This is a genomic window from Streptomyces sp. NPDC059169, from assembly GCF_042755225.1.
Lineage (GTDB): Bacteria > Actinomycetota > Actinomycetes > Streptomycetales > Streptomycetaceae > Streptomyces.
This window is the reverse complement of record NZ_JBHZCF010000002.1, coordinates 112,415-134,907: the sequence shown is the minus strand read 5'-3', so window position 1 is coordinate 134,907 and position 22,493 is coordinate 112,415. Positions and strand designations below refer to the sequence as shown.

The following is a 22,493-nucleotide window of genomic DNA, read 5'->3' as shown; positions in this document are numbered from 1 at the left end:
GATGTTCCTGTGATCACTTCAAATCCTCATGGGAAAAATCTGGCCCGCGGAGCGCATTTTTTACATCCACCCCACGCCCAGTAGCCGCCACTTGACGGTACGTTCCGCGAAATCGGGCATTGTGCCCATGAGTTACTAGACGCGCGAAAGGCGCTTCAGCAGCATGACGGACGCAACGGGCCGGGCCCCGGCCTTCGCCACCCCGTCGGCGACCTCGCGGTCGGTCGACACCACGACGACGGGCCGCCCCGGCGGCTCGGCCCGAACGAGCTGCCGGATGAGCTCGTCTGCGGTCACGCCCGGCTTGGAGAACAGCACCCGCACCCCACGCGGCGGAGCGAGCAGCACCGGGGCGGCGAGCTCCGCACCGTCGAAGACGCAGGTGATCTCGGCACCGGTCTGCGCGGCCAGCATCGCGAGACCACCGAGCAGCCGCAGCCGCTGCTTCTCCAGCGGCATCGTCGGATACCCCGACTTCGTGACGTTGTAGCCGTCCACCACGAGATGCGCCTGGGGCAGGGCCAGCAACTGGTCCAACAACGCCGGGTCGGTCTCGGACAGTGCGCGTGCCGCGATGTCCTTGGGAGTCATCCGGCCGGGCTCCACCGCGTCGACGGTGTCCGCAGGATGCAGGGAGGCGGGCGGCAGGGCCAGCTCGCGGCGCAGCCCCGCGGCGGCGTCCAGCACGGTGTCCAGCAGCAGCCGCACGCGCATGTCCTCGATGGAACGGCCCTCGCGCGCGGCCCGCCGGCTCGCCTCGACGGCGGACTCCGCCTCGCCGAGCCGGGCGCGGAGTCGGCGCGCCTCGCTCTCCGCAGCGGACACCTGGGACTGCGCCTCGACCCTGGCCGACTCCATCTCCGCCGCACTGCGGCGCAGGGCCGCCTCACCCCGCTTCACATCGCTCTGGGCGCTCCGCAGCTTCCGCTGAAGCGATTCGGCGTCCTTGCGGGCGGACTCCAGCTCGGCGCGCAGCCGCTCGGTTTCGGCCTTGGCCTGCTCCTTGAGCCGGTCCAGTTCCTCGCGGACCCGTTCCAGCTCGCGGCGGCCCTCCTCGTCGGCGCGCTCGGCATCCGCCCGCTGGGCCTCCTCACCGGCGGCGGCCACCAGCTTCACCCAGCCGACCGGGCGCAGCACGTAGGCGGCTGCGGCCACGTCGACGGGATCGGCGGCGGCGGGCGGCGCCCCGGAGTCCAGCGCACCCGCCAGTTCCGGCTGGGTATCGCGCAGCCGTTCGCCGACGCGCTGGCGGAACACCGGATCGCCCTCCAGCGCCGCAGCCATCGCGTTGCCCGCGAACTTGGCCCGCCTGGTCGGGGTGAACCGGGCGTACTGCCGCAACTGCACGGGGAGCTCCGTGAGGGTCAGCCCGCCGAAGGCGTCGGAGACCAGGGCGACGACCCGGCGCCGCACGCCTTCCGGCAGCGGGCGTTCGAGCGCCTCCGCGGCGTCGCCGGCACCGGCCGGCCCGGCGCCGCTGTCAGGCTGCTCCACGATCCGTCACCCCACTGTCTCCGTACGGGTCCGCCGGCTCCCTCAGGAACCGGAGCCCGGCCTGTCCACCAGTTCGATCTGGTCCACGGCGTTGCACCAGCGGCAGCGGACCGACTCGATGGTCTCACTGACGACCTCACGCTCCTCCACCTTCGGCTCCCCCGCCAAGTCCAGGTGGACGTACTCGACGACCTTCGAGGAGCGGGTCACGTCGAAGCGGGTCAGATTGCCGCACAGGGTGCAGCGCCACCGGGTGGTGCTCGTCGGCGTGGGAACCGTCGTCATCATGCCGTCCTCGTCTCGTCGTCCCTACTGCCCGTAACCCTACGACCTCACGCGCCGGCGGTGACACGGCGAGGCGGTCTGTCACTGTCCGTCCCGGTACGCCATGCTCTGACGGTGATCGCTTGGCGTTCGGCAGTGCGAAGCGCCGTGAACGGGCCCTCCGTGACGTACGGGGTGATCGGGCTGTGCTGCCTCCTGTTCGTCGTCGGACCGGCTTCCGGACTCAACGCGTCCTACGGCACCGGTGACGCACTGCTGTCGGCGCAGACGTCCTACTTCGAACGCTGGGGCGTGATCCCGGTCGACCTGATGCGCAGTTCCCCACGCGCGCTCCTGACCCCCCTGACCGCGCTCTTCGTCCACGGCAGCTGGTTGCACCTCCTGGGGAACATGCTCTTCCTCTACGTCTTCGGGGCGATGACGGAGGAGCGAATGGGGCACCTGCAGTTCACACTCTTCTACCTCGGCTGCAGCTATCTCGCGCTGCTTGCCTACGCCGCGGCCAACGCCTCCTCGGACCAGACGCTGGTCGGGGCGTCCGGGGCCATCTCGGGCGTGCTGGGTGCGTTCCTCTGCCTCTTCCCGAGAGCACGGGTGACGAGCGTGTTCCCCTTCCTGTTGTTCCTGCCGCTGCGCTTTCCCGCCTGGATCGTGCTGGTCTTCTGGTTCGTCCTGCAGTGGATGGCGGAGGCGCAGAGCGCGTCCGCCGGCCCGGGCGTGGCCTACCTCGCGCATCTGGTGGGGTTCTCGATCGGCTTCCTCTACGCCTGGGGCCGCTTCCGGCAGGGGGCCCCGGCACGTCCCGGGACGGGGGACGGCGGGGAATGACACCGCCCGGCACCCCGGCACCCCGGCAAGTAGTCTTGAGGCGCACACAGCGGCCACCGACGGTCGCCGAGGGAGAGGGACAGCCGTGATCACCGCGATCGTGCTCATCAAGACCAGCGTGGACCGCATCCCTGAGATCGCCGAGACCATCGCCGCTCTGGACAGCGTGAGCGAAGTCTTCTCGGTCACCGGTACGTACGACCTGATCGCGATGGTCCGGGTGGCCAGGCACGAGGACCTGGCCGATGTCATCCCGGGACGGATCAGCAAGATCCCCGGCGTCGAGGCCACGGACACCCACGTCGCCTTCAGGACCTACTCCGAGCACGACCTGGAAGCGGCCTTCGCCATCGGCCTCGACGCCTGACCCGCCACCGAGCGCGTGCCGACCGCCGGGTAGCCGCCCACAGCCCCACGGCCCGGCACACGTCCCGCGGGCGGGCCGGGCCGTTCCACACGGGGGCGGGTTCCTCACACCGCGGGTACGCACCTGCCGTCCTCGGTGCGGTAGCTCCACCGCGCCCCGTCGCGCACCAGCTCCGCAACCGCCCGGACGAACCGCTCCACGTGCTCGTCCGGGGTCCCCGCGCCGAAGCTGACCCGGATCGCGTTCAACGACCTCCCCCGGCCTTCAGCCGAGGGGACCCCCGCCCCGCTTCGCTCTCCCGGCGCGGCCTCCGCTGCACCGCACTCGCCGGCCTGCTGCGGGTCGCTGCCGAGCAACGTCCGCACCAGCGGATGGGCGCAGAAGAGGCCGTCCCGCACACCGATGCCGTACTCGGCGGACAGCGCGGCGGCGACGTGCGAGCTGTTCCAGCCCTCCACCACGAAGGAGAGCACCCCGACCCTCGGGGAGTCGTCCCCGAACAACGACAGCACCCTGACTTCGGGGATCTCCGCGAGCCCCGCACGGACCCTGTCGACGAGGTGCTGCTCCCGGGCGACGAGCGCGTCGAAACCGGCCTCCGTCAGCGCCCGGCAGGCCGAGGCGATCGCATAGGCGCCGATGACGTTCGGCGAGCCCGCCTCGTGGCGCGCCGCGGTGGTGTGCCAGTCCACCTGCACCCTGCCGTCGGTGCGCCTCGTCACGCTCCGCGAGGCACCGCCGCCCGCGAGGTACGGCTCCGCCGCCTGCAGCCAGTCCGCACGCCCCACGAGCACGCCGGAGCCGAACGGCGCGTAGAGCTTGTGCCCGGAGAAGGCCACCCAGTCGACGTCCAGGTCCCGTACGGAGACGGGGTGGTGCGGGGCGAGTTGGGCCGCGTCCAGCACGATCCTGGCGCCGTGGGCGTGTGCGGCCGACGCCAGTTCACGCACCGGCCAGAGCTCGCCGGTGACGTTGGAAGCGCCGGTCACGCAGACCAGGGCGGGGCCGTACGGGTCGCGGTCGGCGAGGGCGACCTCCAGGGTCCGCACCGCCTCGCCGGGGGAGCCCGGCGCGTCGAGGTAGGTCACCCGGGCGCCCTCCCCGCCCGGCCCGGCGGCCCGGGGGGACTCCCAGGGCAGCAGCGACGCGTGGTGCTCCGTCTCGAAGACGAAGACCTGGCAGCCCGCGGGCAGCGCGGCCGCCAGGAGGTTCAGCGAATCGGTGGTCGAACGGGTGAAGACGACCTGGTCGTCCGCCCGGCAGTCGAGGAACGCGTGCACCGCTGCGCGGCTGCCCTCGAACAGGTCCGTGGACAGCTGTGACAGGTACCCCGCCCCGCGGTGCACGCTGCCGTAGTACGGGGCGTAGGCGGCCACGTCGTCCCAGACCCGCTGCAGGGCCGGCGCGCTCGCCGCGTAGTCGAGGGCGGCGTACGTGACCTCGCCACCCGTCACGAGCGGAACGGTGACGTCCCGGCCGAGCACCGGCAGCGGGGCGTCACAGCAGGGGTCGGAGGGTGCGGCGGCGAGGGCGGGGGTGGTGGTCTCGGCGATGTTCAGGCGTGCGGACATGGCGGTATCTCCCGGCGGAGTGGGGCGAAAGGGCTGTGGGAACCCGGCGCGACGGCACGACTGCCGCCCGACACACGGGTGTTGCCTCGACGCACGGCAACTGCGTGCGGAGGGGGAACGGGGCCGACGGCCCTAGCGCATTCGCTTGCTCACGAGACAGCTCCCTCGAGGACCAGGACCCCAGGGATGGGACATGCACAGATGTCCGCGGGGTCCGCGCTTGCCGTAGACCTCGCTGCCTACGGCCCGGTCTTCACCCGGGGCACCCCGCCACGGACGGAGGGTTGCCGGACAGCGGGCCGGGGCCTCGTCGCTGTCGCTCATGACCTGTCGCGAAGCTATGCCATGTGATCGGGTACCCGCAACTCGTGTCCGGATCCCGGGACGAACGAGGGGGCCGGTCGGAACCGACCCCCTCGCGGGCTGCTGCGGGCCGGTCCCCTCCCGCCGCCTCGGGCGGGTGCGGGGCCCCGCACCGCCATCCCTACGCGCTCACGCGTTGCTGACCGCCACCCAGCGGTCCAGCGCCTGCTTCGCCGCCCCGGAGTCGATCGACTCCGCGGCCTTCTCGATGCCCACCCGCAACTGCTCCACCAAGGTGCCCCCAGCGGGCTCCAAGGCGGCGAGTGCCGCTGCCGAGTTCAGCAGGACGGCGTCCCGCACCGGGCCGGTCTCGCCGGCGAGCAATCGACGCGCCACGTCCGCGTTGTACGAGGCGTCCGCCCCGCGCAGGGCCTCCACCGGAACAATGTCGATGCCCACGTCCCGGGGATCGAAGTGCTCCTCGCGCACCGAGCCGTCCCGCACCACCCACACCCGGGAGGTCGCGGTGGTGGTGAGCTCGTCCAGCCCGTCGTCCCCGCGGAACACCAGGGCGCTGGAGCCGCGCTCGGCCAGTACCCCTGCCATGATCGGCGCCATCCGCGCGTCGGCGACACCGGTGGCCTGGGCCTCCACCCGAGCCGGGTTGGTCAGCGGCCCCAGGAAGTTGAAGGTGGTGCGGATACCGAGCTCCTTGCGCGCCGCCGCCACGTGCCGCAGTGCGGGGTGGAACTTCACGGCGAAGCAGAAGGTGATCCCCGCTTCCTCCGCGACCTCGGCGACCCGCTCCGGGGTCAGCTCCAGATTGACCCCGAGCTTCTCCAGCACGTCGGACGCACCACTCTGGCTGGAGGCGGCCCGGTTGCCGTGCTTGACGACCTTCGCACCGGTCCCCGCGACGACGATCGCCGACATCGTCGAGATGTTGACGGTCTTGGCGCCGTCACCGCCGGTGCCGACGATGTCGACGCTGGGCCCCGGTACGTCGATCAGCCTGGCGTGCTCGTACATCGTGCGCACCAGACCGGAGATCTCCTCGACGGTCTCGCCCTTGGCGCGCAGGGCGACCACGAAGCCGGCGATCTGCGCATCGGTGGCCTCACCGCGCAGGATCCGGTCCATCGCCCAGGCGGTGGCGTCCGCGCTCTGGTCCCTGCCGTACAGCAGGGCGTCGAGTACCGCGGGCCAGGAGCGGCCCGCCGCGGTACTGCCTCCAGCGGGGGTCACGGCGCTCATGGTCGCTCCTGGGATCGTACGAATGGGGATGCCCCCACCCTATCCACCCGCATGGACGGCGAAGAGCCCCGTCCAGCGGATGGACGGGGCTCTCGCCGTGGCAGTTGCTGCGATCAGCGCAGGGGATCAGTGGTGGCCGTGGCCGCTCGTGATCTCCTTGAACTCCTCGACGGTGGCCTTGGGGACCTGGTTCCCCGAGCCGTAGTAGGCCTTGCTGAGCCGTGCCCGGAGGCGCTGCGTCCTCGACACCTTGCGCTCGACGCCGTTCTCGTCGACCGTCGGGCCGATCTCGACCGGGTCGTACTGGTGGTGTGCGGTGAGCGTGTGCAGGGCCTCCTGCGTCAGCGGCTCGTGGACCTCGACGAACTCACCGTGCGGCAGTCGCTTGATGATGCCGGACTCGCGTCCGTGCAGCACCTTGTCCTTGTCGCGTCGCTGCAGACCCAGGCAGATCCGCTTGGTGACGATGAAGGCGATGACCGGGCCGACGAAGAAGAAGATCCGGACGAACCAGGTGATCGAGTTGATCGACAGGTGGAAGTGGGTCGCCCAGAGGTCGTTCCCGCCACCGATCAACAACACGAAGTACCAGGTCAGCCAGGCCACGCCGAAGGCGGTACGGGTCGGGGCGTTGCGCGGGCGGTCCAGGATGTGGTGCTCGCGCTTGTCCCCGGTGACCCAGGACTCGATGAACGGGTAGACCGCGATGGTCGCCAGGACCAGCGGGAAGATCACCAGCGGGATGAAGACGCCCAGGACCAGGGTGTGGCCCCAGAGGTTGATCTCCCACCCGGGCATCACCCGGATCAGGCCCTCGGAGAAGCCCATGTACCAGTCTGGCTGGGCACCGGTGGACACCTGGTCCGGCCGGTAGGGGCCGATGGCCCAGATCGGGTTGATCTGGGCGACCGCCGAGACGACCGCGATGACGCCGAAGACCAGGAAGAAGAAGCCTCCGGCCTTGGCCATGTAGATCGGCAGCAACGGCATGCCGACGACGTTCTTGTTGGTCCGTCCGGGACCCGCGAACTGCGTGTGCTTGTGGTAGAAGACCAGGATCAGGTGCGCCACCAGCAGCCCGAGCATGATGCCCGGCAGCAGCAGGATGTGGATCGAGTAGAAGCGGGCCACGAAGTCGCCGCCCGGGAACTCTCCGCCGAACAGGAAGAACGACAGGTAGGTGCCGACGACCGGGACCGACAGGATCGCGCCTTCCATGAAGCGGACGCCGGTACCGGAGAGCAGGTCGTCCGGCAGCGAGTAACCGGTGAAGCCGGTGAACATGCCGAGGACGAGCAGCAGGAAGCCGAACAGCCAGTTGACCTCGCGCGGCTTGCGGAAGGCGCCGGTGAAGAAGACGCGCATCATGTGGACCATCATGGCCGCGAGGAAGATCAGCGCCGCCCAGTGGTGGATCTGCCGGATGAGCAGACCGCCGCGGACGTCGAAGCTGATGTCCAGGGTCGAGGCGAACGCCTCCGACATCAGCCGGCCCTGCATCGGGACGTAACTGCCGTGGTACTCCACCTCGTTCATCGACGGGTGGAAGAACAGCGTCAGGTACACACCCGTGAGGATGATGACGATGAAGCTGTAGAGCGCGACCTCGCCCAGCATGAAGGACCAGTGGTCCGGGAAGATCTTGCGCATGTTGGCCTTGGCCAGGGAGTAGATCCCGAGGCGGCCGTCGGCCCAGTCGGCGACCCGCTCGCCCGCGGGTGCCTTTCGCTGTGTATCCGTTGAAGTGCTCATCCGCGCTCCCAGAAGGCAGGACCGACGGGCTCTTCGAAGTCGCCGAGCGCCTCGAGGAAGCCCTCGTCATTCACGCCGATCCGCAGCTGGGGAAGGGCGTGGCCGGCCGGGCCGAAGATGACGCGGGCGCCGTCGGAGAGGTCGAAGGTGGACTGGTGGCACGGGCAGAGCACGTGGTGCGTCTGCTGCTCGTACAGGGAGATCGGGCAGCCCACGTGGGTGCAGATCTTCGAGAAGGCGACGATGCCGTCGTGCGACCACTCGAGCTCGCGCTTGTCCTTGATGTTCTCCGGCTGGATCCGGACGATCATCAGGGCGGCCTTGGCGATCTCGGTCTGGAAGCTGTGGTCTTCCTCTTCCAGGCCCTCGGGCATGGCGAAGGTCAGCGAACCGACGGCGACGTCCTCGGGGCGCAGCGGCTGGTTCGTGTTCATGTTGATGAGCTGCTTGCCCTTGGACCACAGCGTGTGGCGGAGCTTGTCCTCGGGCAGCGGACCCAGGTCGCGCAGCAGCATGACACCGGAGAGCGGCACCACGGCCAGCGCACCGAACATGGTGTTGCGAAGGAGCTTGCGCCGACCGAAGCCGGACTCCGTGGCACCGGCCGCGAAGTCGTTCATGACCTTGGTCTTGACCTCGGGCGCGGCCTCGATCGGGTGGCGCTCGTCGGCGATCTCGTGGTCGGACATCAGGGTGCGGGCCCAGTGGACCGCGCCCGCGCCGATGCAGAACAGCGCGACGCCGAGGGTCATGCCCAGCGCGAAGTTGAGCGCGCTCACGTGACCGAACGGCCAGATGTAGACGATCTTGTCGACCGGGAAGATCACGTACGAAGCGATGAAGCCGATCGTGGCCAGCATCGACAGCGTGAACAGGAGGGCGACCGTGCGCTCGGACCGCTTGGCGGCCCGCTCGTCGATGTCCTGGATGCGCGGCTTGTGGGCAGGGATGCCCGGGTCGGCGAAGGGGTTGTCCTTCGCCGCTGCCTCGCGCGCGTGGTCCTGCTCGGCAGGCAGGGTCTCTTCGGGAATGTCTTGGCTACTCATGACTTCTTGGCCTTAGCGGTGTGGGCCGCGACCCAGACGGCAACTGCGATCAGCGCACCCAGACCGAAGACCCAGGCGAAAAGCCCCTCGCTGACGGGACCGAGGCCGCCCAGGCTGAGGCCGCCGGGGTTCTCCGACTCGCCGCTGTTCACGGTCTGGATGTAGGCGATGATGTCCCTCTTCTCCTGCTCCGGCATGGTCGTGTCCGGGAAGGAGGGCATGTTCTGCGGGCCGGTCTGCATGGCCTCGTAGATGTGCTTCGGGCTCACGCCTTCGAGGTTCGGGGCGTACTTGCCGTGCGTCAGGGCACCGCCCTCACCCGTGAAGTTGTGGCACTGGGCACAGTTGGTGCGGAACAGGTCACCGCCCTTGGCGATGTCGGCACCGTCCGGGCTGTACTGCTTCTCGGTCGGCACGATCGGACCGGCACCGAGGGAGGAGATGTACGCCGCGAGCTGGTCGATCTGCCCCTGGGTGTAGATGACCTTCTTCTTCGGCACCTGGGCGCCCGGCTGCTGGGCGGGCATGCGGCCGGTGCCGACCTGGAAGTCCACGGCCGCCGAGCCGACGCCGACCAGGGAGGGGCCGTCAGAGGTGCCCTGACCGCCGTTTCCGTGGCAGCTGGCACAGCCGACGGTGTAGAGCTTCTTCCCCTCCTCGATGGCGAGGGACTGGGCGGTTTCGTCTGCCTGAGCCTTGTCCGCGGGCGCGAACGCGGCGTACAGCCCCCCAGTGGCCGCCAGCGCGAGGAGTAGGACGACGACCGCCGCCAGCGGATGGCGTCGTCGTGCGGAGAGCTTTTTCACGGATTACCCCGGTGTCAGGATCTTCTGCGTCGATGCTTCTGGAATGTGTGCGGGTACGGGCCCGGCTACTTGATCATGTAGATCGTGGCGAAGAGGCCGATCCAGACGACATCGACGAAGTGCCAGTAGTAGGACACGACGATGGCGGCGGTTGCCTGCTCGTGGGTGAACCTCCGGGCCGCGTACGTCCTGCCGAGAACCAGCAGGAAGGCGATGAGACCGCCCGTCACGTGCAGACCGTGGAAGCCGGTGGTCAGGTAGAAGACCGAGCCGTAGGGGTCGGAGGACAGCGAAAGGCCGTCCTCCTTGACCAGCTCGGTGTACTCGAACACCTGGCCGCCGATGAAGATCGCACCCATCACGAACGTGATCACGAACCAGGCGCGGAGCTTCTTCACGTCACCGCGCTCGGCGGCGAAGACGCCGAGCTGGCAGGTGAGGGAGGAGAGCACCAGGATCGTGGTGTTGGTCGCCGAGAAGGGGAAGTTCAGGGCCGAAGCCTTCTCTGCCCAGTACTCGGCACCCATCACCGATCGCAGGGTGAAGTACATCGCGAAGAGGGCCGCGAAGAACATCAGCTCGGAACTCAGCCAGATGATGGTTCCGACGCTGGTGAGGTTCGGCCGATTGACCGACGGGTGCGCGTGCCCGGTTTCTACTGTCGTTGCTGTCGCCACGACCGACATTATGTCGGTCGCTTATCCAGCCCTCACTCCGGGGGGTGCCGTTCGGTGTGTTGGTCCCTCTGCGGAACCGGTGCGCAGCCCCGAACGGCGCCGTCGAAAGCCCGTCACGAGCGGTGCTGACAAGGCGTGAGGAGGGGTAGCATCCGCGCATCGGTGCAGCCCCGCAGTTCTCCCAGACGAACCGGAGGAACCATGCAGTCGACCGCCAAGGTGCTGGTGTACAGCGACAACGTCGGCACCCGCGAACAGGTGCGGCTCGCCGCCGGTCGGCGCCCGGCCGCCGATGTTCCCCCGGTCGAGTTCGTCGAGTGCGCCACCTTGCCAGCCGTCCTGAAGGAGCTGGACAAGGGCGGCATCGACGTCTGCGTCCTGGACGGCGAGGCGGTGCCCGCCGGCGGCATGGGCGTGTGCCGGCAGATCAAGGACGAGATCTTCAGGTGTCCGCCCGTCCTGGTGCTCATGGGGCGCCCGCAGGACGCCTGGCTGGCCACGTGGAGCCGTGCGGACGCCGCCGTGACGCTGCCGGTCGAGCCGGTGGAGCTTGCGGACGCACTGGCGGGGCTGCTGCGCAGGGGTCGGGCCGCGGCCTGACGGGTTCCGGACTCGTACGGGCGGGCCAGGCGGGGGTGGGGACCGGGGTACGGATCACACCTCGGGACGGAGCCGGGCGTACTCGGCCGGTCCCGCGTCGACGCGACCGCCCTCGACCAGGGCGCTGCCGGAACGCCACTGGTCCCACTCCAGGTTCCAGTCGCCGAGGCCGTTCCCGAACGGCTCCATCACCGCTCCCAGGCTGTTGACGACCTTCACGATGTCGCCCTCGCGGACGGTCTTGAAGAACCAGGCCGCGTTGCTCGTGGACATGCCGGTACAGCCGTGGCTGACGTTCGCGTACCCCTGCGAGCCCACCGACCAGGGGGCGGCGTGCACGTATTCACCGCTCCAGGTGACGCGCGTCGCATAGTAGACGGGCAGGTCGTAGGAGTCGGCGCTGCCCACGGGGATGCCGATGCTGGTGCCGCGCATCCGCACGAAGTACTCCTTACCCAGCACCACCTTGATGCCGTTGCGGGTGGAGAATCCCGGTTTTCCGGTGGTGATCGGGATGGTCTTGATCACTTCTCCGTTGCGCAGAACCGTCATCTGGTGCGTGCCGGCGTCGGTTATCGCTTCTATCCGGTCGCCGATGGTCAGCTTGAGGGGCTTGGCGGCCGCGCCGTAGAGCCGGTCGCCGACCTTCACGCCGGCGAGGTTGCTGCGGACCTCCACGGTGGCGCCCGCGGGCCAGTACTCCTTGGGGCGGTAGTGCAGCTTGGTGTCGTCCACCCAGTACCAGGCCCCGTCCACCTCGGGCTGGGACTCGACCTTCAGCGAACGCTCCACGGCAGCCCTGTCCTGCTTGTTCGGAACGGGTGAGCTGAGTTCGGCGGTGATGGGCTGTCCCACCCCGTACGTGCCCTCCTTGGGGCCCAGCGTCACCTTCAGCATCCGCTTCGGCGCGGCCGTGTCGAAACTGACCGTACGGCGCCCCGGGGCCCCCTCTCCGTTCTCCGTGGACACCTTGACCGTGTAGCGCGTCCCGGCCGCCAGGGGGCCCGTCGAGCGCCACCGGGTGCCGTCCGCGGAGAGTTCGCCCGCCAGGTAGTGGCCCGCCGCGTCGACGGCCGTCACGTCCGTGATCCGGCCGTCCTTGCCCTTCGCGGTGACCTCCAGGGGCTTGTCCGGGTCCGCCTTCGCGCCCTTGACGGGTGCGTTGAAGGTGACCTGACGCGCCGCGTCGTACGGTCTCGCCGACAACGGGTTGCCGTCCTGCCCGCTGCACGCGGCCGTGCCCCACCCGAGCGCCAGGGCCAGCACGGTACAGCTCACTAGGGTGCGCTTGCGCGGCATCTCGTTCATGAGCACACGCTATGAAGAACGCCCGGCAGCGGCGCGCCGGATGACTGCAAACGAGGGGCCCGGACATCACCTGATCGGGTGAGTGTCCGGGCCCCTGCGCTGTGCGGAGCGGGCGTCCGCTACTGGTTCTGGTTCTCGCCGCGGTAGTACTCGAAGACCCAGCCGAACAAGCCGACCAAGATCAGCGGGGCCGAGAAGTACATGATCCACCAGCCCATGGCGATGGACAGGAAGGCGAGCGCTCCGCCGACCGCCAGCGAGAGCGGCTGCCAGCTGTGCGGGCTGAAGAAGCCCACCTCGCCCGCCTCGTCCGCGACGTCGGCCTCCTTGTCGTCCTGCGCCATGGCGTCCACTCGCCGGGCCGTGAAGGCCAGGTAGTAGCCGATCATGATGCTCAGGCCGAAGGCGAGGAAGAGCGCCGTCGTACCGGCCGGCTCCTTGGACCACACGCCGTAAAGGACGGCCATGGCGAGGATGAAGACGCTCAGCCAGATGAACATCCTGCCTTGGATCTTCACTTGCCGGCCTCCTTGTCAGCGGCGATGGCACCGTGACCGGCGTGGTCGAGCTGGTCGAGAGCCGCGATCTCCGGGTGGTGCAGATCGAACGCCGGGGATTCGGAGCGGATCCGCGGCAGGGTGAGGAAGTTGTGCCGCGGCGGCGGGCAGGACGTCGCCCATTCGAGCGAACGGCCGTAGCCCCACGGGTCGTCGACCTCGATCTTCTTGCCGTACTTCGCCGTCTTCCAGACGTTGTAGAGGAACGGCAGGATCGACAGTCCGAGCAGGAACGACGCAATGGTCGAGATGGTGTTCAGCGTGGTGAAGCCGTCGGCGGCCAGGTAGTCCGCGTAGCGGCGCGGCATGCCCTCGGCACCCAACCAGTGCTGGACCAGGAACGTGCCGTGGAAGCCGATGAACAGCGTCCAGAAGGTGATCTTGCCGAGCCGCTCGTCCAGCATCTTGCCCGTGAACTTCGGCCACCAGAAGTGGAATCCGGCGAACATCGCGAACACCACGGTGCCGAAGACGACGTAGTGGAAGTGCGCGACGACGAAGTACGAGTCGGAGACGTGGAAGTCCATCGGCGGCGAGGCGAGGATGACGCCGGTCAGACCACCGAAGGTGAAGGTGATCAGGAATCCGATCGTCCAGAGCATCGGCGTCTCGAAGGACAACGAGCCCTTCCACATGGTGCCGATCCAGTTGAAGAACTTCACACCGGTGGGCACCGCGATCAGGAAGGTCATGAAGGAGAAGAACGGTAGGAGCACACCACCGGTGACGTACATGTGGTGGGCCCACACGGTCACGGACAGGCCGGCGATCGCGATCGTCGCGGCCACCAGGCCGATGTAACCGAACATCGGCTTGCGGCTGAAGACCGGGATGATCTCCGACACGATTCCGAAGAACGGTAGGGCGATGATGTACACCTCTGGATGGCCGAAGAACCAGAAGAGGTGTTGCCAGAGCAAGGCCCCACCGTTCGACGCATCGAACACATGCGCACCGAACTTGCGGTCCGCCTCCAGGGCGAACAGGGCCGCGGCCAGCACCGGGAAGGCGAGCAGGACCAGCACACCGGTCAGCAGCACGTTCCACACGAAGATCGGCATGCGGAACATCGTCATGCCCGGAGCGCGCATGCAGATGATCGTGGTGATGAAGTTGACCGAACCGAGGATCGTGCCGAAGCCGGAGAAGGCCAGACCCATGATCCACATGTCGGCGCCGACACCCGGGGAGCGGACCGCGTCCGACAGCGGGGAGTAGGCGAACCAGCCGAAGTCGGCCGCACCGTTCGGAGTGAGGAAGCCCGCGACGGCGATGATCGAGCCGAAGAGGTACAGCCAGTACGCGAACATGTTCAGCCGCGGGAACGCCACGTCGGGCGCACCGATCTGCAGCGGCATGATCCAGTTGGCGAATCCGGCGAACAGCGGCGTCGCGAACATCAGCAGCATGATCGTGCCGTGCATCGTGAACGCCTGGTTGAACTGCTCGTTCGACATGATCTGCGTACCCGGACGGGCCAGCTCGGCGCGCATGAAGAGCGCCAGGAGGCCGCCGATGCAGAAGAAGACGAACGAGGTCGCCAGGTAGAGCGTGCCGATGGTCTTGTGGTCGGTGGTGGTCAGCCACTTCACCACCACGTTGCCGGGCTGCCTACGCCGGACCGGGAGCTCGTTCTCGTACGAGTCGTCAGCCGCGGCGGCACCCTGGGGTTCGTTGAGGATGCTCACAGTTGGTTCTTCTCCGCATTCCGGGCCGGGTCCGACTGCTCAATGCCCGACGGGATGAAGCCGGTCTGACCCTTCTCGGCCAGCTCCTTCAGGTGCTGCTGGTAGCGCTCCGGGGAGACGACCTTGACGTTGAAGAGCATCCGGGAGTGGTCGACACCGCAGAGCTCGGCGCACTTGCCCTTGAAGGTGCCCTCCTGGTTCGGAGTCACCTCGAAGACGTTGGTGTGGCCGGGAATGACGTCCTGCTTGAACAGGAAGGGAACCACCCAGAAGGAGTGGATCACGTCACGGGAGGTCAGGATGAAGCGGACCTTCTCGCCCTTGGGCAGCCACAGCGTGGGACCGGGGTTGCCGGTCTGCGGGTTCCGGTCACCCGGGATGCCCGCGTCGTAGACGCCCTCGGCACCCTTCGGGAAGTCGTTGGTGTACTTGTCCGGAATCGCGTTCAGGGTCTCCTGGGCCGCGGCGTCGCCGGTGGCCGGGTTCCCGTCCACGTCCTCGATGTAGTTGAAGCCCCAGCTCCACTGGTAGCCGACCACGTTGACGGTGTGGGCCGGCTCCTTGGAGAGGGCGAGGAGCTTGGACTCGTCACGCGCGGTGAAGTAGAAGAGCACCGAGACGATGATGAGCGGGACGACGGTGTACAGCGCCTCGATGGGCATGTTGTACCGCGTCTGCGGGGGAACCTCGACCTTGGTGCGGCTGCGCCGGTGGAAGATGACGCTCCACAGGATCAGACCCCATACCAGCACGCCCACGGCGAGGGCGGCGGCCCAGGAGCCCTGCCAGAGGGAGAGGATCCGCGGAGCCTCCTCCGTGACCGGGGTGGGCATTCCAAGGCGGGGGAAGTCCCTCCAAGTGGGGGAGCAACCAGTGGCGGTTGCCACGATCAAGCCCGCAGTCAGCACCTGCGGCAGCTTCCGCCGCATCGGGCGCCGCGACGAGCGGTCGGAGCCGTTGGGACTCACGTAGCGCCTTCCCGAGAGTCTCGCCCGCACGGTCGGCTGCGGCCGTCTCGCTGGTCGGTCGCCGGCCCTGGCGCGGGCAGGGGTTTGGATGTTTACGCGGACCAAACCCTACTGGACGCTATTTGGGGTCGTGCATGGAGGGTGCTTAACGCGCCGTCCGACGACCCGAAGGGGTGGACCGGCCCCTTCCGGCGCCGCCCGCGGGGCCGGCTGCCGCCCTGGACTGAGCCCGTGCCGCAGCCTTCTGACACCTTCTTGGGGGTGGGGGGCTAGCGTGGCAGAGTGCCCTATTTCGACGCCGCCTCCTCGGCTCCGCTGCACCCGGTCGCCCGCCAGGCCCTCCAGGCCGCCCTCGACGAGGGGTGGGCCGACCCCGCCCGGCTGTACCGCGAGGGACGGCGGGCGCGACTACTGCTGGACGCCGCGCGCGAGACCGCCGCTGCGGCCGTGGGGTGCCGTCCCGACGAGCTGGTCTTCACCTCGTCGGGGACGCGCGCCCTCCACTCCGGCATCGCCGGTGCCCTGGCGGGCCGGCGGCGGATCGGCGGCCATCTCGTCGTGTCGGCGGTCGAGCACTCGGCGGTGCTGCACGCCGTGGAGGGTCTGTCGGTGACCGAGATCCCGGTGGACCGGTGGGGCGCGGTGTCGCCGGGCGTGTTCGGCACGGCGCTGCGGGAGGACACCGCACTCGCCTGCCTCCAGTCGGCGAACCACGAGGTGGGTACCGAGCAGCCGGTCACCGAAGTGGCCGAGCTGTGCCGGTCCGCCGGGGTGCCCCTGCTCGTCGACGCCGCCCAGTCGCTCGGATGGGGTCCGGTCGAGGCCGACTGGTCGCTGCTCACGGCCAGTGCCCACAAATGGGGCGGACCTGCGGGAGTGGGACTCCTCGCCGTCCGCAAGGGTGTTCGCTTCGCTCCCGACGGGCCCGTGGACGAAAGGGAGTCGGGACGCGCGCCCGGCTTCGAGAACATCCCGGCGATCGTCGCCGCCGCGGCGTCCCTCCGGGCGGTGCGGGACACGGCAGCTGCCGAGGACCGGCGCCTACGGCTGCTCGTGGACCGCATCCGTGCGCGGGTGCCGGAACTGGTTCCGGACGTCGAGGTGGTCGGCGACCCGGTACGCCGCCTCCCCCACCTCGTCACCTTCTCCTGTCTCTACGTCGACGGGGAGACGGTGCTGCACGAGCTGGACCGGGCCGGGTTCTCCGTCTCCTCGGGATCGTCGTGCACGAGCTCGACCCTCGTCCCCAGCCACGTGCTGCGCGCCATGGGTGTGCTCAGCGGGGGGAACGTACGGGTCTCGCTGCCGGCGGGCACGTCGGACGCGGACGTGGACCGCTTCCTGCAGGTGCTCCCTGAGGTGGTCGCCACCGTCCGGCAGAACCTCGGCGCCCCCGCCGCCGGCCCCGTCGAACCGTCGCGAGGGCAGGTGCAGCTGACGGTGGACGCCCTGGGCAGGCGCTGCCCCGTTCCCGTCATCGAGCTGGCCAAGGCCATCGACGGCGTCCCGGTGGGCGGGACGATCACGGTGCTGTCCGACGACGAGGCGGCGCGGCTGGACATCCCCGCGTGGTGCGAGATGCGGGGGCAGGAGTACCTGGGCGAGTCCCCGGCCGGGCACGGCACGGCGTACACGGTACGCCGCCGCGACTGAGCCGAGCGGGTCGCCGCCCGTCCGGCGGTCGACGGGGCCGGCACGCGGGGTACCCGCCGCACCCGGCCCCCGATCAGCCGCCGGCACGCCGGACGGAACGGCCGACGCGGCGGCTCCGCCCGGCGCGGGCGATCACGACAGGTGGGTCCGGACGTCCGCCGCCGCGTCGTGGCCGTACGCCTTGGTGAACCGGTCCATGAAGTGGGCGCGCCGCAGGGTGTACTCCTGGGTGCCGAGGGTCTCGATGACCAGCGTGGCGAGCATGCAGCCCACCTGCGCGGCGCGTTCCAGGCTCACTCCCCACGACAGACCGGAGAGGAAGCCCGCCCGGAAGGCGTCACCGACGCCGGTCGGGTCGACCTTGGAATCCTCCTCGGGGCAGCCCACCTCGATGACGGGCTCACCGACCCGCTCGATGCGGACGCCGCGCGAGCCGAGCGTGGTGACCCGGTGTTCCACCCGGCCGAGGATCTCCTCGTCGCTCCACCCGGTCTTCGTCTCGATGAGGCCCTTCTCGTACTCGTTGGAGAAGAGGTAGGTCGCCCCGTCCAGCAGTATCCGGATCTCGTCCCCGTTCATGCGGGCGATCTGCTGGGAGAAGTCCGCGGCGAACGGGATGCTCCTGGCCCGGCACTCCTCGGTGTGCCGCAGCATGGCCTCCGGGTCGTCGGCCCCGATCAGCACCAGGTCCAGCCCACCGACCCGGTCAGCGACCAACTTGAGCTCGATCTGGCGCGCCTCGCTCATCGCGCCCGTGTAGAAGGAGCCGATCTGGTTGTGGTCGGCGTCCGTGGTGCAGACGAACCGGGCGGTGTGCAGGACCTCGGAGATCCGGACGGCCGACGTGTCGACGCCGTGCCGGTCCAGCCAGGCGCGGTACTCGTCGAAGTCGGATCCCGCGGCACCGACCAGTATCGGTCGGGTGCCGAGCTGCCCCATGCCGAAGCAGATGTTGGCGCCGACCCCTCCTCTGCGCACGTCCAGGTTGTCGACCAGGAAGGAGAGGGAGACCGTGTGCAGCTGGTCCGCGACCAGCTGGTCGGCGAAACGGCCGGGGAAGGTCATGAGGTGGTCAGTGGCGATGGAGCCGGTGACTGCGATTCGCACGGCTAGGTGCTCCTGGTGGGGAGGCGGAGTTGACAGCTAACGCTACCGGGTCGGCGGCGTCGTCCTGAAGTGCGGAAACTACCCAATAGTAGGTCTTTTTTGCGCCTCCTCCCGTGCGTACGGTGCCCCTATGCCGAAGCACACCGCCTCGTACACCGACCCGGCCCGCTCGTACGGCGCACCGCACGGGCACGGGGAGACCGAGATCAGCCTGGCCGAGCTGTGCGGCGACAGCGCCCGCATGGCGCCCCACTGGGCGGTGCCGCCCGTGGCTTCGCCGGCGCCGGTACCGCCGTCGCTGATCCACGGCGTGGTCGTCCCCGCCGCCTCCGCGCGGCTGGTCGACTCGATGGCCCCGTACGGAGACTGACCCGAGGCGCCTCCGCGTCCCGCTCCGGGCTCCCCTCCGGCCGCGCGCAGCGGCCGCCGCGCCGCCACGCATCCGGGTGTCCCCCCGTACGCCACACGGCGCAGCCCTGGAACCGTGCGCTCTCCCGTTCCGTCCCATCGGTGTCCCCCGTTACGGGTCACGAAGGAGCGATGCGCGGTGAGCAGTGAAGAGCGGCCCCTCAAGAGCGCCGACGGCACCGATGGTTCCGACGCCACGCGTCGGCGGCGGTCACCCCTGGCCGTCGTTTCGGTGGCCGCGGCGGTCCTGATCGCCGGCGGGGGTGGTGCGTACCTCGCCACCACGGCGTCCGAAGGCGGCAGCACCACACCGGCCGCCGACCGGAACCCGCCCCCCTTGGCACTGGACGGACACACGGAGACCGGTCCGGACGCCGGCATCGCACCGGGCGAACCGGATCCGCACGGCGTGGTGTACCGGGCCGAGGGCCCGTTGCCGGAGGGTCCGGACGAGGCGGCGGTGTACCGCGCGGCCGGCACCGTCGGCGAGGCAGAGGTGGCGAAGCTGGCCGCGGCTCTCGGCGTGCCAGGCACCCCACGGCTCGCCGGCACCGTGTGGAAGATCGGCACGGACAAGGACGGCGGCGGTCCCCTGCTCCACGTGAACAGGGAGGCGCCGGGCACCTGGACGTTCATGCGGTTCGGCACGTCGCCCAAGGGTGACGACTGCCTCAAGGGCAAGCCGTGCCCGAGCGGCGGGGAACCGTCCACGGGGCAGCCCGGAAGCGGTGGCGCACCCGTGGTGAGCGAGGAGACGGCGAAGAAGGCCGCGGCTCCCGTGCTGGCCGCCGTGGGTCAGGGCGACGCCGCGCTGGACGCCACCCAGACGATGGGCGCGACCCGGGTGGTGAACGCCGATCCGGTGGTCGGTGGGCTCCCGACGTACGGCTGGTCGACCGGCATCCAGGTCGGCAGCGACGGGAAGGTCACGGGGGGCAGCGGGCAGCTGAAGGAGCCCGCGAAAGGCGCCAGCTACCCGGTCGTCAGCGCGCGGGAGACGCTTGAGCAGCTGAACGCGGCAGGACAGCGTCGCGGCGGCATCGGCGGCTGCGCGACTCCCGTACCGGTCGAGGGTGTGGACGATCCGGCCCAGGCACCGGACGCTCCCACCATGGGGCCGGACACGCCGGTCACCGGCCCGGCAGCGCCCGGAACGGACCCCGGGAAGCCGGACACGCGTCCGGCGAAGCCGATCGCGCCGTGCGAGCCGAACGGCCGCTCGGGCGGCCCCCGGCCGGTGGTCGTCAGCAAGGCCGTCTTCGGTCTCGCGGTGCACTCGGTCGACGGTCGTCCCGCACTCGTACCCTCCTGGCTGTTCGAGGCGAAGCCGGAGGGCGGGGCGGAGCCGTTCACGGTCACGCACCCGGCGATCGCGCCCGCTTACCTGAAGTCGGCACCGGCGGCGCCGTCGACGCCGAGCACCCGGCAGCCGTCGCCCACCGGCTCGCAGCTGCCCGAGACGACCCAGCGGGGCGTGGAGTCGTACGCCGTGTCGAAGGACGGCCGGACACTGACCCTGCGCTTCTGGGGTGGGGTGTGCAGTGGCTATTCGGGTGAGGCGGAGGAGTCCGCCACCCAGGTCAAGGTGAAGATCATCGAGTCCCGCCCCGACCCCGGCCGCGTCTGCATCATGATCGCCAAGGAGCTGACGGAGAAGGTGACGCTGAAGGAGCCGCTGGGCGACCGGGAAGTCGTCGATGCGCAGAGCGGCACCCGGGTACCGCTCAAGTGAGCCGTCGGGTACGGAGACGGATCGAGTGAGTCACCCGCCGTCACAGGAACGCGCCGGAGGGCGGTGCCCCACGATCGGGACACCGCCCTCCGGCGTGTCAGCGGCTCAGCTGAAGGAGTCGCCGCAGGCGCAGGAGCCCGTGGCGTTCGGGTTGTCGATCGTGAAGCCCTGCTTCTCGATCGTGTCGACGAAGTCGATCGAGGCACCACCGAGGTACGGGGCGCTCATGCGGTCGGTGACGACCTTGACCCCGTCGAACTCCTTGACGACGTCGCCGTCGAGCGAGCGCTCGTCGAAGAAGAGCTGGTAGCGCAGACCGGAGCAGCCGCCGGGCTGGACCGCGACGCGCAGCGCCAGGTCGTCCCGGCCTTCCTGCTCGAGCAGGGCCTTGACCTTGGCCGCGGCGGCATCGGACAGGAGGATGCCGTCGCTCACGGTGGTGGTCTCGTCCGATACGGACATCTGCTTCTCTCCCGGGTTGTACGGAGACTGCTTGCCGACGATTGCAACCGGCGGGGCGCCGGATTCATTCCGGGCGGCCCTGGTCTTTCCCCTTCATGCTCGCACACGCGCTCACGGGAGGGGAGCGACCCGGAGACGGCCTGCCGGGCAGGCGGGGACCGGGGTCGCGGTCCGGGAATTGCGTCACATCGACGCTATCGCCGTCGTCAAACTGACACGAACCAGTTATGATAGATAGCGTCAAATAGACGAAAAGAAGCCTCGGTGACCAACCCGGGGCTCGCCTGGGAGCGGCCTCCGCCGCGCTGTCCGAAGAGAAGAAAGGGTGCGTGACGTGACCACGGCCCAACCCCTTGATGTCCAGCCGACGCCGCTCGCCCTGCTGCTGCTCGGCCGCGAGGCCGACCCGAAGAGCGAGCGTGGTGTCGAGTGCCCCGGAGACCTGCCCTCACCGTCCGACCCGGACCTGGTGGAGCGCGCCCGGGCGGCCAAGGAGAAGCTCGGTGACAAGGTCTTCGTGCTCGGCCACCACTACCAGCGAGACGAGGTCATCCAGTTCGCGGACGTCACCGGTGACTCGTTCAAGCTGGCCAGGGACGCGGCGGCCCGCCCGGAGGCGGAGTACATCGTCTTCTGCGGCGTCCACTTCATGGCGGAGTCCGCGGACATCCTGACCACCGACGACCAGAAGGTCGTCCTGCCCGACCTCGCGGCGGGATGCTCGATGGCCGACATGGCCACCGCGGAACAGGTCGCGGAATGCTGGGACGTGCTGACGGACGCGGGTGTCGCGGACGTGACCGTTCCGGTCTCCTACATGAACTCCTCGGCGGACATCAAGGCCTTCACCGGCAAGCACGGCGGGACGATCTGCACCTCGTCGAACGCGAAGCGGGCCCTGGACTGGGCCTTCGAGCAGGGCGAGAAGGTCCTCTTCCTGCCGGACCAGCACCTCGGGCGGAACACCGCGGTGCGGGACATGGGGATGTCGCTGGAGGACTGCGTCGTCTACAACCCGCACAAGCCGAACGGCGGGCTCACGGCCGATGAGCTGCGCGGCGCGAAGATGATCCTCTGGCGGGGCCACTGCTCCGTGCACGGCCGCTTCTCGCTGGACTCGGTGCGGGACGTCCGGGAGCGCATACCGGGCGTGAACGTGCTCGTCCACCCGGAGTGCAAGCACGAGGTGGTTGCCGCGGCCGACTACGTCGGTTCCACGGAATACATCATCAAGGCGCTCGAAGCGGCACCTGCGGGCTCCAAGTGGGCCATCGGAACCGAGCTGAACCTGGTGCGCCGCCTGGCGAACCGTTTCGCTTCCGAGGGCAAGGAGATCGTCTTCCTCGACAAGACGGTCTGCTTCTGCTCGACGATGAACCGCATCGACCTGCCGCACTTGGTGTGGGCACTGGAGTCACTGGCCGAGGGGAACCTGGTCAACCGCATCGAGGTGGACCGGGAGACGGAGAGCTTCGCGAAGCTGGCCCTGCAGAGGATGCTGGCGCTTCCGTAACGGGGGCAGTACCCCGTCGCCCCGTCTTCGCCCCCGGCGCGCGCCACCGCGTTTCCCCTGAGACGCCGCCGTCCCCCGCTTTCCCCTGCCCGGGCGGCGCCTTGCCCACTGGAG

21 protein-coding genes and 1 riboswitch are annotated in these 22,493 nt (G+C 69.4%); of the genes, 7 read left to right on the top strand and 14 right to left on the bottom strand.

Annotation, left to right across the window (positions count from 1 at the left end; genetic code table 11):
- Positions 1–135: 135 nt before the first annotated feature.
- Together ACFXOM_RS04465 and ACFXOM_RS04460 are read right to left on the bottom strand one after the other, a co-directional pair.
- The gene (locus ACFXOM_RS04465; RefSeq protein WP_384930160.1) at positions 136–1,494 is read right to left on the bottom strand and encodes an NYN domain-containing protein; all 1,359 of its coding nucleotides are present in this window, start codon (positions 1,492–1,494) and stop codon (positions 136–138) included.
- Positions 1,495–1,536: 42 nt separating this feature from the next.
- Entirely contained in the window at positions 1,537–1,779 is a 243-nt protein-coding gene (locus ACFXOM_RS04460) for a hypothetical protein (protein ID WP_384930162.1), read from the bottom strand.
- A gap of 114 nt (positions 1,780–1,893) precedes the next feature.
- Between ACFXOM_RS04460 and ACFXOM_RS04455 the strand changes: the two genes are divergently transcribed.
- The gene (locus ACFXOM_RS04455) at positions 1,894–2,607 is read left to right on the top strand and encodes a rhomboid family intramembrane serine protease (protein WP_385036932.1); all 714 of its coding nucleotides are present in this window, start codon (positions 1,894–1,896) and stop codon (positions 2,605–2,607) included.
- Between the two features lie 85 nt (positions 2,608–2,692).
- Positions 2,693–2,974 (top strand): Lrp/AsnC family transcriptional regulator, encoded by a 282-nt coding sequence (locus ACFXOM_RS04450; RefSeq protein WP_384930168.1) that lies wholly within the window; start codon positions 2,693–2,695, stop codon positions 2,972–2,974.
- Positions 2,975–3,078: 104 nt separating this feature from the next.
- Here ACFXOM_RS04450 and ACFXOM_RS04445 read toward each other — a convergent pair whose 3' ends face one another.
- The 6 genes from ACFXOM_RS04445 to ACFXOM_RS04420 all read right to left on the bottom strand — a co-directional run bounded on the left by ACFXOM_RS04445 (position 3,079) and on the right by ACFXOM_RS04420 (position 10,392).
- The gene (locus tag ACFXOM_RS04445; RefSeq protein ID WP_384930169.1) at positions 3,079–4,545 is read right to left on the bottom strand and encodes an aminotransferase class V-fold PLP-dependent enzyme; all 1,467 of its coding nucleotides are present in this window, start codon (positions 4,543–4,545) and stop codon (positions 3,079–3,081) included.
- 211 nt (positions 4,546–4,756) lie between these two features.
- Positions 4,757–4,873, bottom strand: a riboswitch (SAM riboswitch).
- A 164-nt stretch (positions 4,874–5,037) separates the two neighbouring features.
- Entirely contained in the window at positions 5,038–6,102 is a 1,065-nt protein-coding gene (gene trpD / locus ACFXOM_RS04440; RefSeq protein WP_384930172.1) for an anthranilate phosphoribosyltransferase, read from the bottom strand.
- A 126-nt stretch (positions 6,103–6,228) separates the two neighbouring features.
- The gene (locus ACFXOM_RS04435) at positions 6,229–7,854 is read right to left on the bottom strand and encodes a cytochrome bc complex cytochrome b subunit (protein WP_384930175.1); all 1,626 of its coding nucleotides are present in this window, start codon (positions 7,852–7,854) and stop codon (positions 6,229–6,231) included.
- Positions 7,851–8,900, bottom strand: coding sequence for a Rieske 2Fe-2S domain-containing protein (locus ACFXOM_RS04430; RefSeq protein WP_384930178.1), 1,050 nt, complete (start codon positions 8,898–8,900; stop codon positions 7,851–7,853). Before ACFXOM_RS04430 ends, ACFXOM_RS04435 begins: the two co-directional genes overlap by 4 nt.
- Complete coding sequence (locus tag ACFXOM_RS04425; RefSeq protein ID WP_384930181.1) at positions 8,897–9,706, bottom strand: c-type cytochrome; 810 nt, start codon at positions 9,704–9,706, stop codon at positions 8,897–8,899. The genes ACFXOM_RS04430 and ACFXOM_RS04425 overlap by 4 nt, the downstream gene beginning before the upstream one ends.
- Before the next feature lie 65 nt (positions 9,707–9,771).
- Positions 9,772–10,392: a heme-copper oxidase subunit III gene (locus tag ACFXOM_RS04420; RefSeq protein WP_384930184.1), complete on the bottom strand. Its 621-nt coding sequence runs from the start codon at positions 10,390–10,392 to the stop codon at positions 9,772–9,774.
- A gap of 192 nt (positions 10,393–10,584) precedes the next feature.
- Between ACFXOM_RS04420 and ACFXOM_RS04415 the strand changes: the two genes are divergently transcribed.
- Complete coding sequence (locus tag ACFXOM_RS04415; RefSeq protein ID WP_384930187.1) at positions 10,585–10,983, top strand: hypothetical protein; 399 nt, start codon at positions 10,585–10,587, stop codon at positions 10,981–10,983.
- Positions 10,984–11,037: 54 nt separating this feature from the next.
- On the opposite strand, the gene ACFXOM_RS04410 is transcribed toward ACFXOM_RS04415, so the two are convergent.
- The 4 genes from ACFXOM_RS04410 to coxB all read right to left on the bottom strand — a co-directional run bounded on the left by ACFXOM_RS04410 (position 11,038) and on the right by coxB (position 15,504).
- Positions 11,038–12,291, bottom strand: coding sequence for an Ig-like domain-containing protein (locus tag ACFXOM_RS04410; protein WP_384930190.1), 1,254 nt, complete (start codon positions 12,289–12,291; stop codon positions 11,038–11,040).
- A 119-nt stretch (positions 12,292–12,410) separates the two neighbouring features.
- On the bottom strand, positions 12,411–12,809 hold the full coding sequence (locus tag ACFXOM_RS04405; RefSeq protein WP_384930193.1) for a cytochrome c oxidase subunit 4: 399 nt from the start codon (positions 12,807–12,809) through the stop codon (positions 12,411–12,413).
- Positions 12,806–14,536, bottom strand: a complete 1,731-nt coding sequence (ctaD, locus tag ACFXOM_RS04400) for a cytochrome c oxidase subunit I (protein ID WP_384930196.1) — start codon at positions 14,534–14,536, stop codon at positions 12,806–12,808. The genes ACFXOM_RS04405 and ctaD overlap by 4 nt, the downstream gene beginning before the upstream one ends.
- Complete coding sequence (coxB, locus tag ACFXOM_RS04395; protein WP_384930199.1) at positions 14,533–15,504, bottom strand: cytochrome c oxidase subunit II; 972 nt, start codon at positions 15,502–15,504, stop codon at positions 14,533–14,535. The genes ctaD and coxB overlap by 4 nt, the downstream gene beginning before the upstream one ends.
- 282 nt (positions 15,505–15,786) lie before the next feature.
- On the opposite strand from coxB, the gene ACFXOM_RS04390 reads away from it, so the two are divergent.
- Positions 15,787–17,157 carry a cysteine desulfurase/sulfurtransferase TusA family protein gene (locus ACFXOM_RS04390; protein WP_385036929.1) on the top strand — a complete coding sequence of 457 codons (1,371 nt, stop codon included), beginning with the start codon at positions 15,787–15,789 and terminating at the stop codon, positions 17,155–17,157.
- A gap of 132 nt (positions 17,158–17,289) precedes the next feature.
- Here the strand turns inward: ACFXOM_RS04390 and ACFXOM_RS04385 are convergent, their stop codons facing one another.
- Positions 17,290–18,264, bottom strand: coding sequence for a carbohydrate kinase family protein (locus tag ACFXOM_RS04385; protein ID WP_384930204.1), 975 nt, complete (start codon positions 18,262–18,264; stop codon positions 17,290–17,292).
- A gap of 130 nt (positions 18,265–18,394) precedes the next feature.
- On the opposite strand from ACFXOM_RS04385, the gene ACFXOM_RS04380 reads away from it, so the two are divergent.
- Together ACFXOM_RS04380 and ACFXOM_RS04375 are read left to right on the top strand one after the other, a co-directional pair.
- Complete coding sequence (locus ACFXOM_RS04380; protein WP_384930206.1) at positions 18,395–18,634, top strand: hypothetical protein; 240 nt, start codon at positions 18,395–18,397, stop codon at positions 18,632–18,634.
- A gap of 177 nt (positions 18,635–18,811) precedes the next feature.
- The gene (locus ACFXOM_RS04375; protein ID WP_384930209.1) at positions 18,812–20,404 is read left to right on the top strand and encodes a hypothetical protein; all 1,593 of its coding nucleotides are present in this window, start codon (positions 18,812–18,814) and stop codon (positions 20,402–20,404) included.
- Positions 20,405–20,509: 105 nt separating this feature from the next.
- Here ACFXOM_RS04375 and erpA read toward each other — a convergent pair whose 3' ends face one another.
- Positions 20,510–20,866 carry an iron-sulfur cluster insertion protein ErpA gene (gene erpA / locus ACFXOM_RS04370; RefSeq protein ID WP_384930212.1) on the bottom strand — a complete coding sequence of 119 codons (357 nt, stop codon included), beginning with the start codon at positions 20,864–20,866 and terminating at the stop codon, positions 20,510–20,512.
- 325 nt (positions 20,867–21,191) lie between these two features.
- Between erpA and nadA the strand changes: the two genes are divergently transcribed.
- Positions 21,192–22,379 carry a quinolinate synthase NadA gene (gene nadA, locus ACFXOM_RS04365; RefSeq protein WP_384944309.1) on the top strand — a complete coding sequence of 396 codons (1,188 nt, stop codon included), beginning with the start codon at positions 21,192–21,194 and terminating at the stop codon, positions 22,377–22,379.
- The last annotated feature ends 114 nt before the right edge of the window (positions 22,380–22,493 follow it).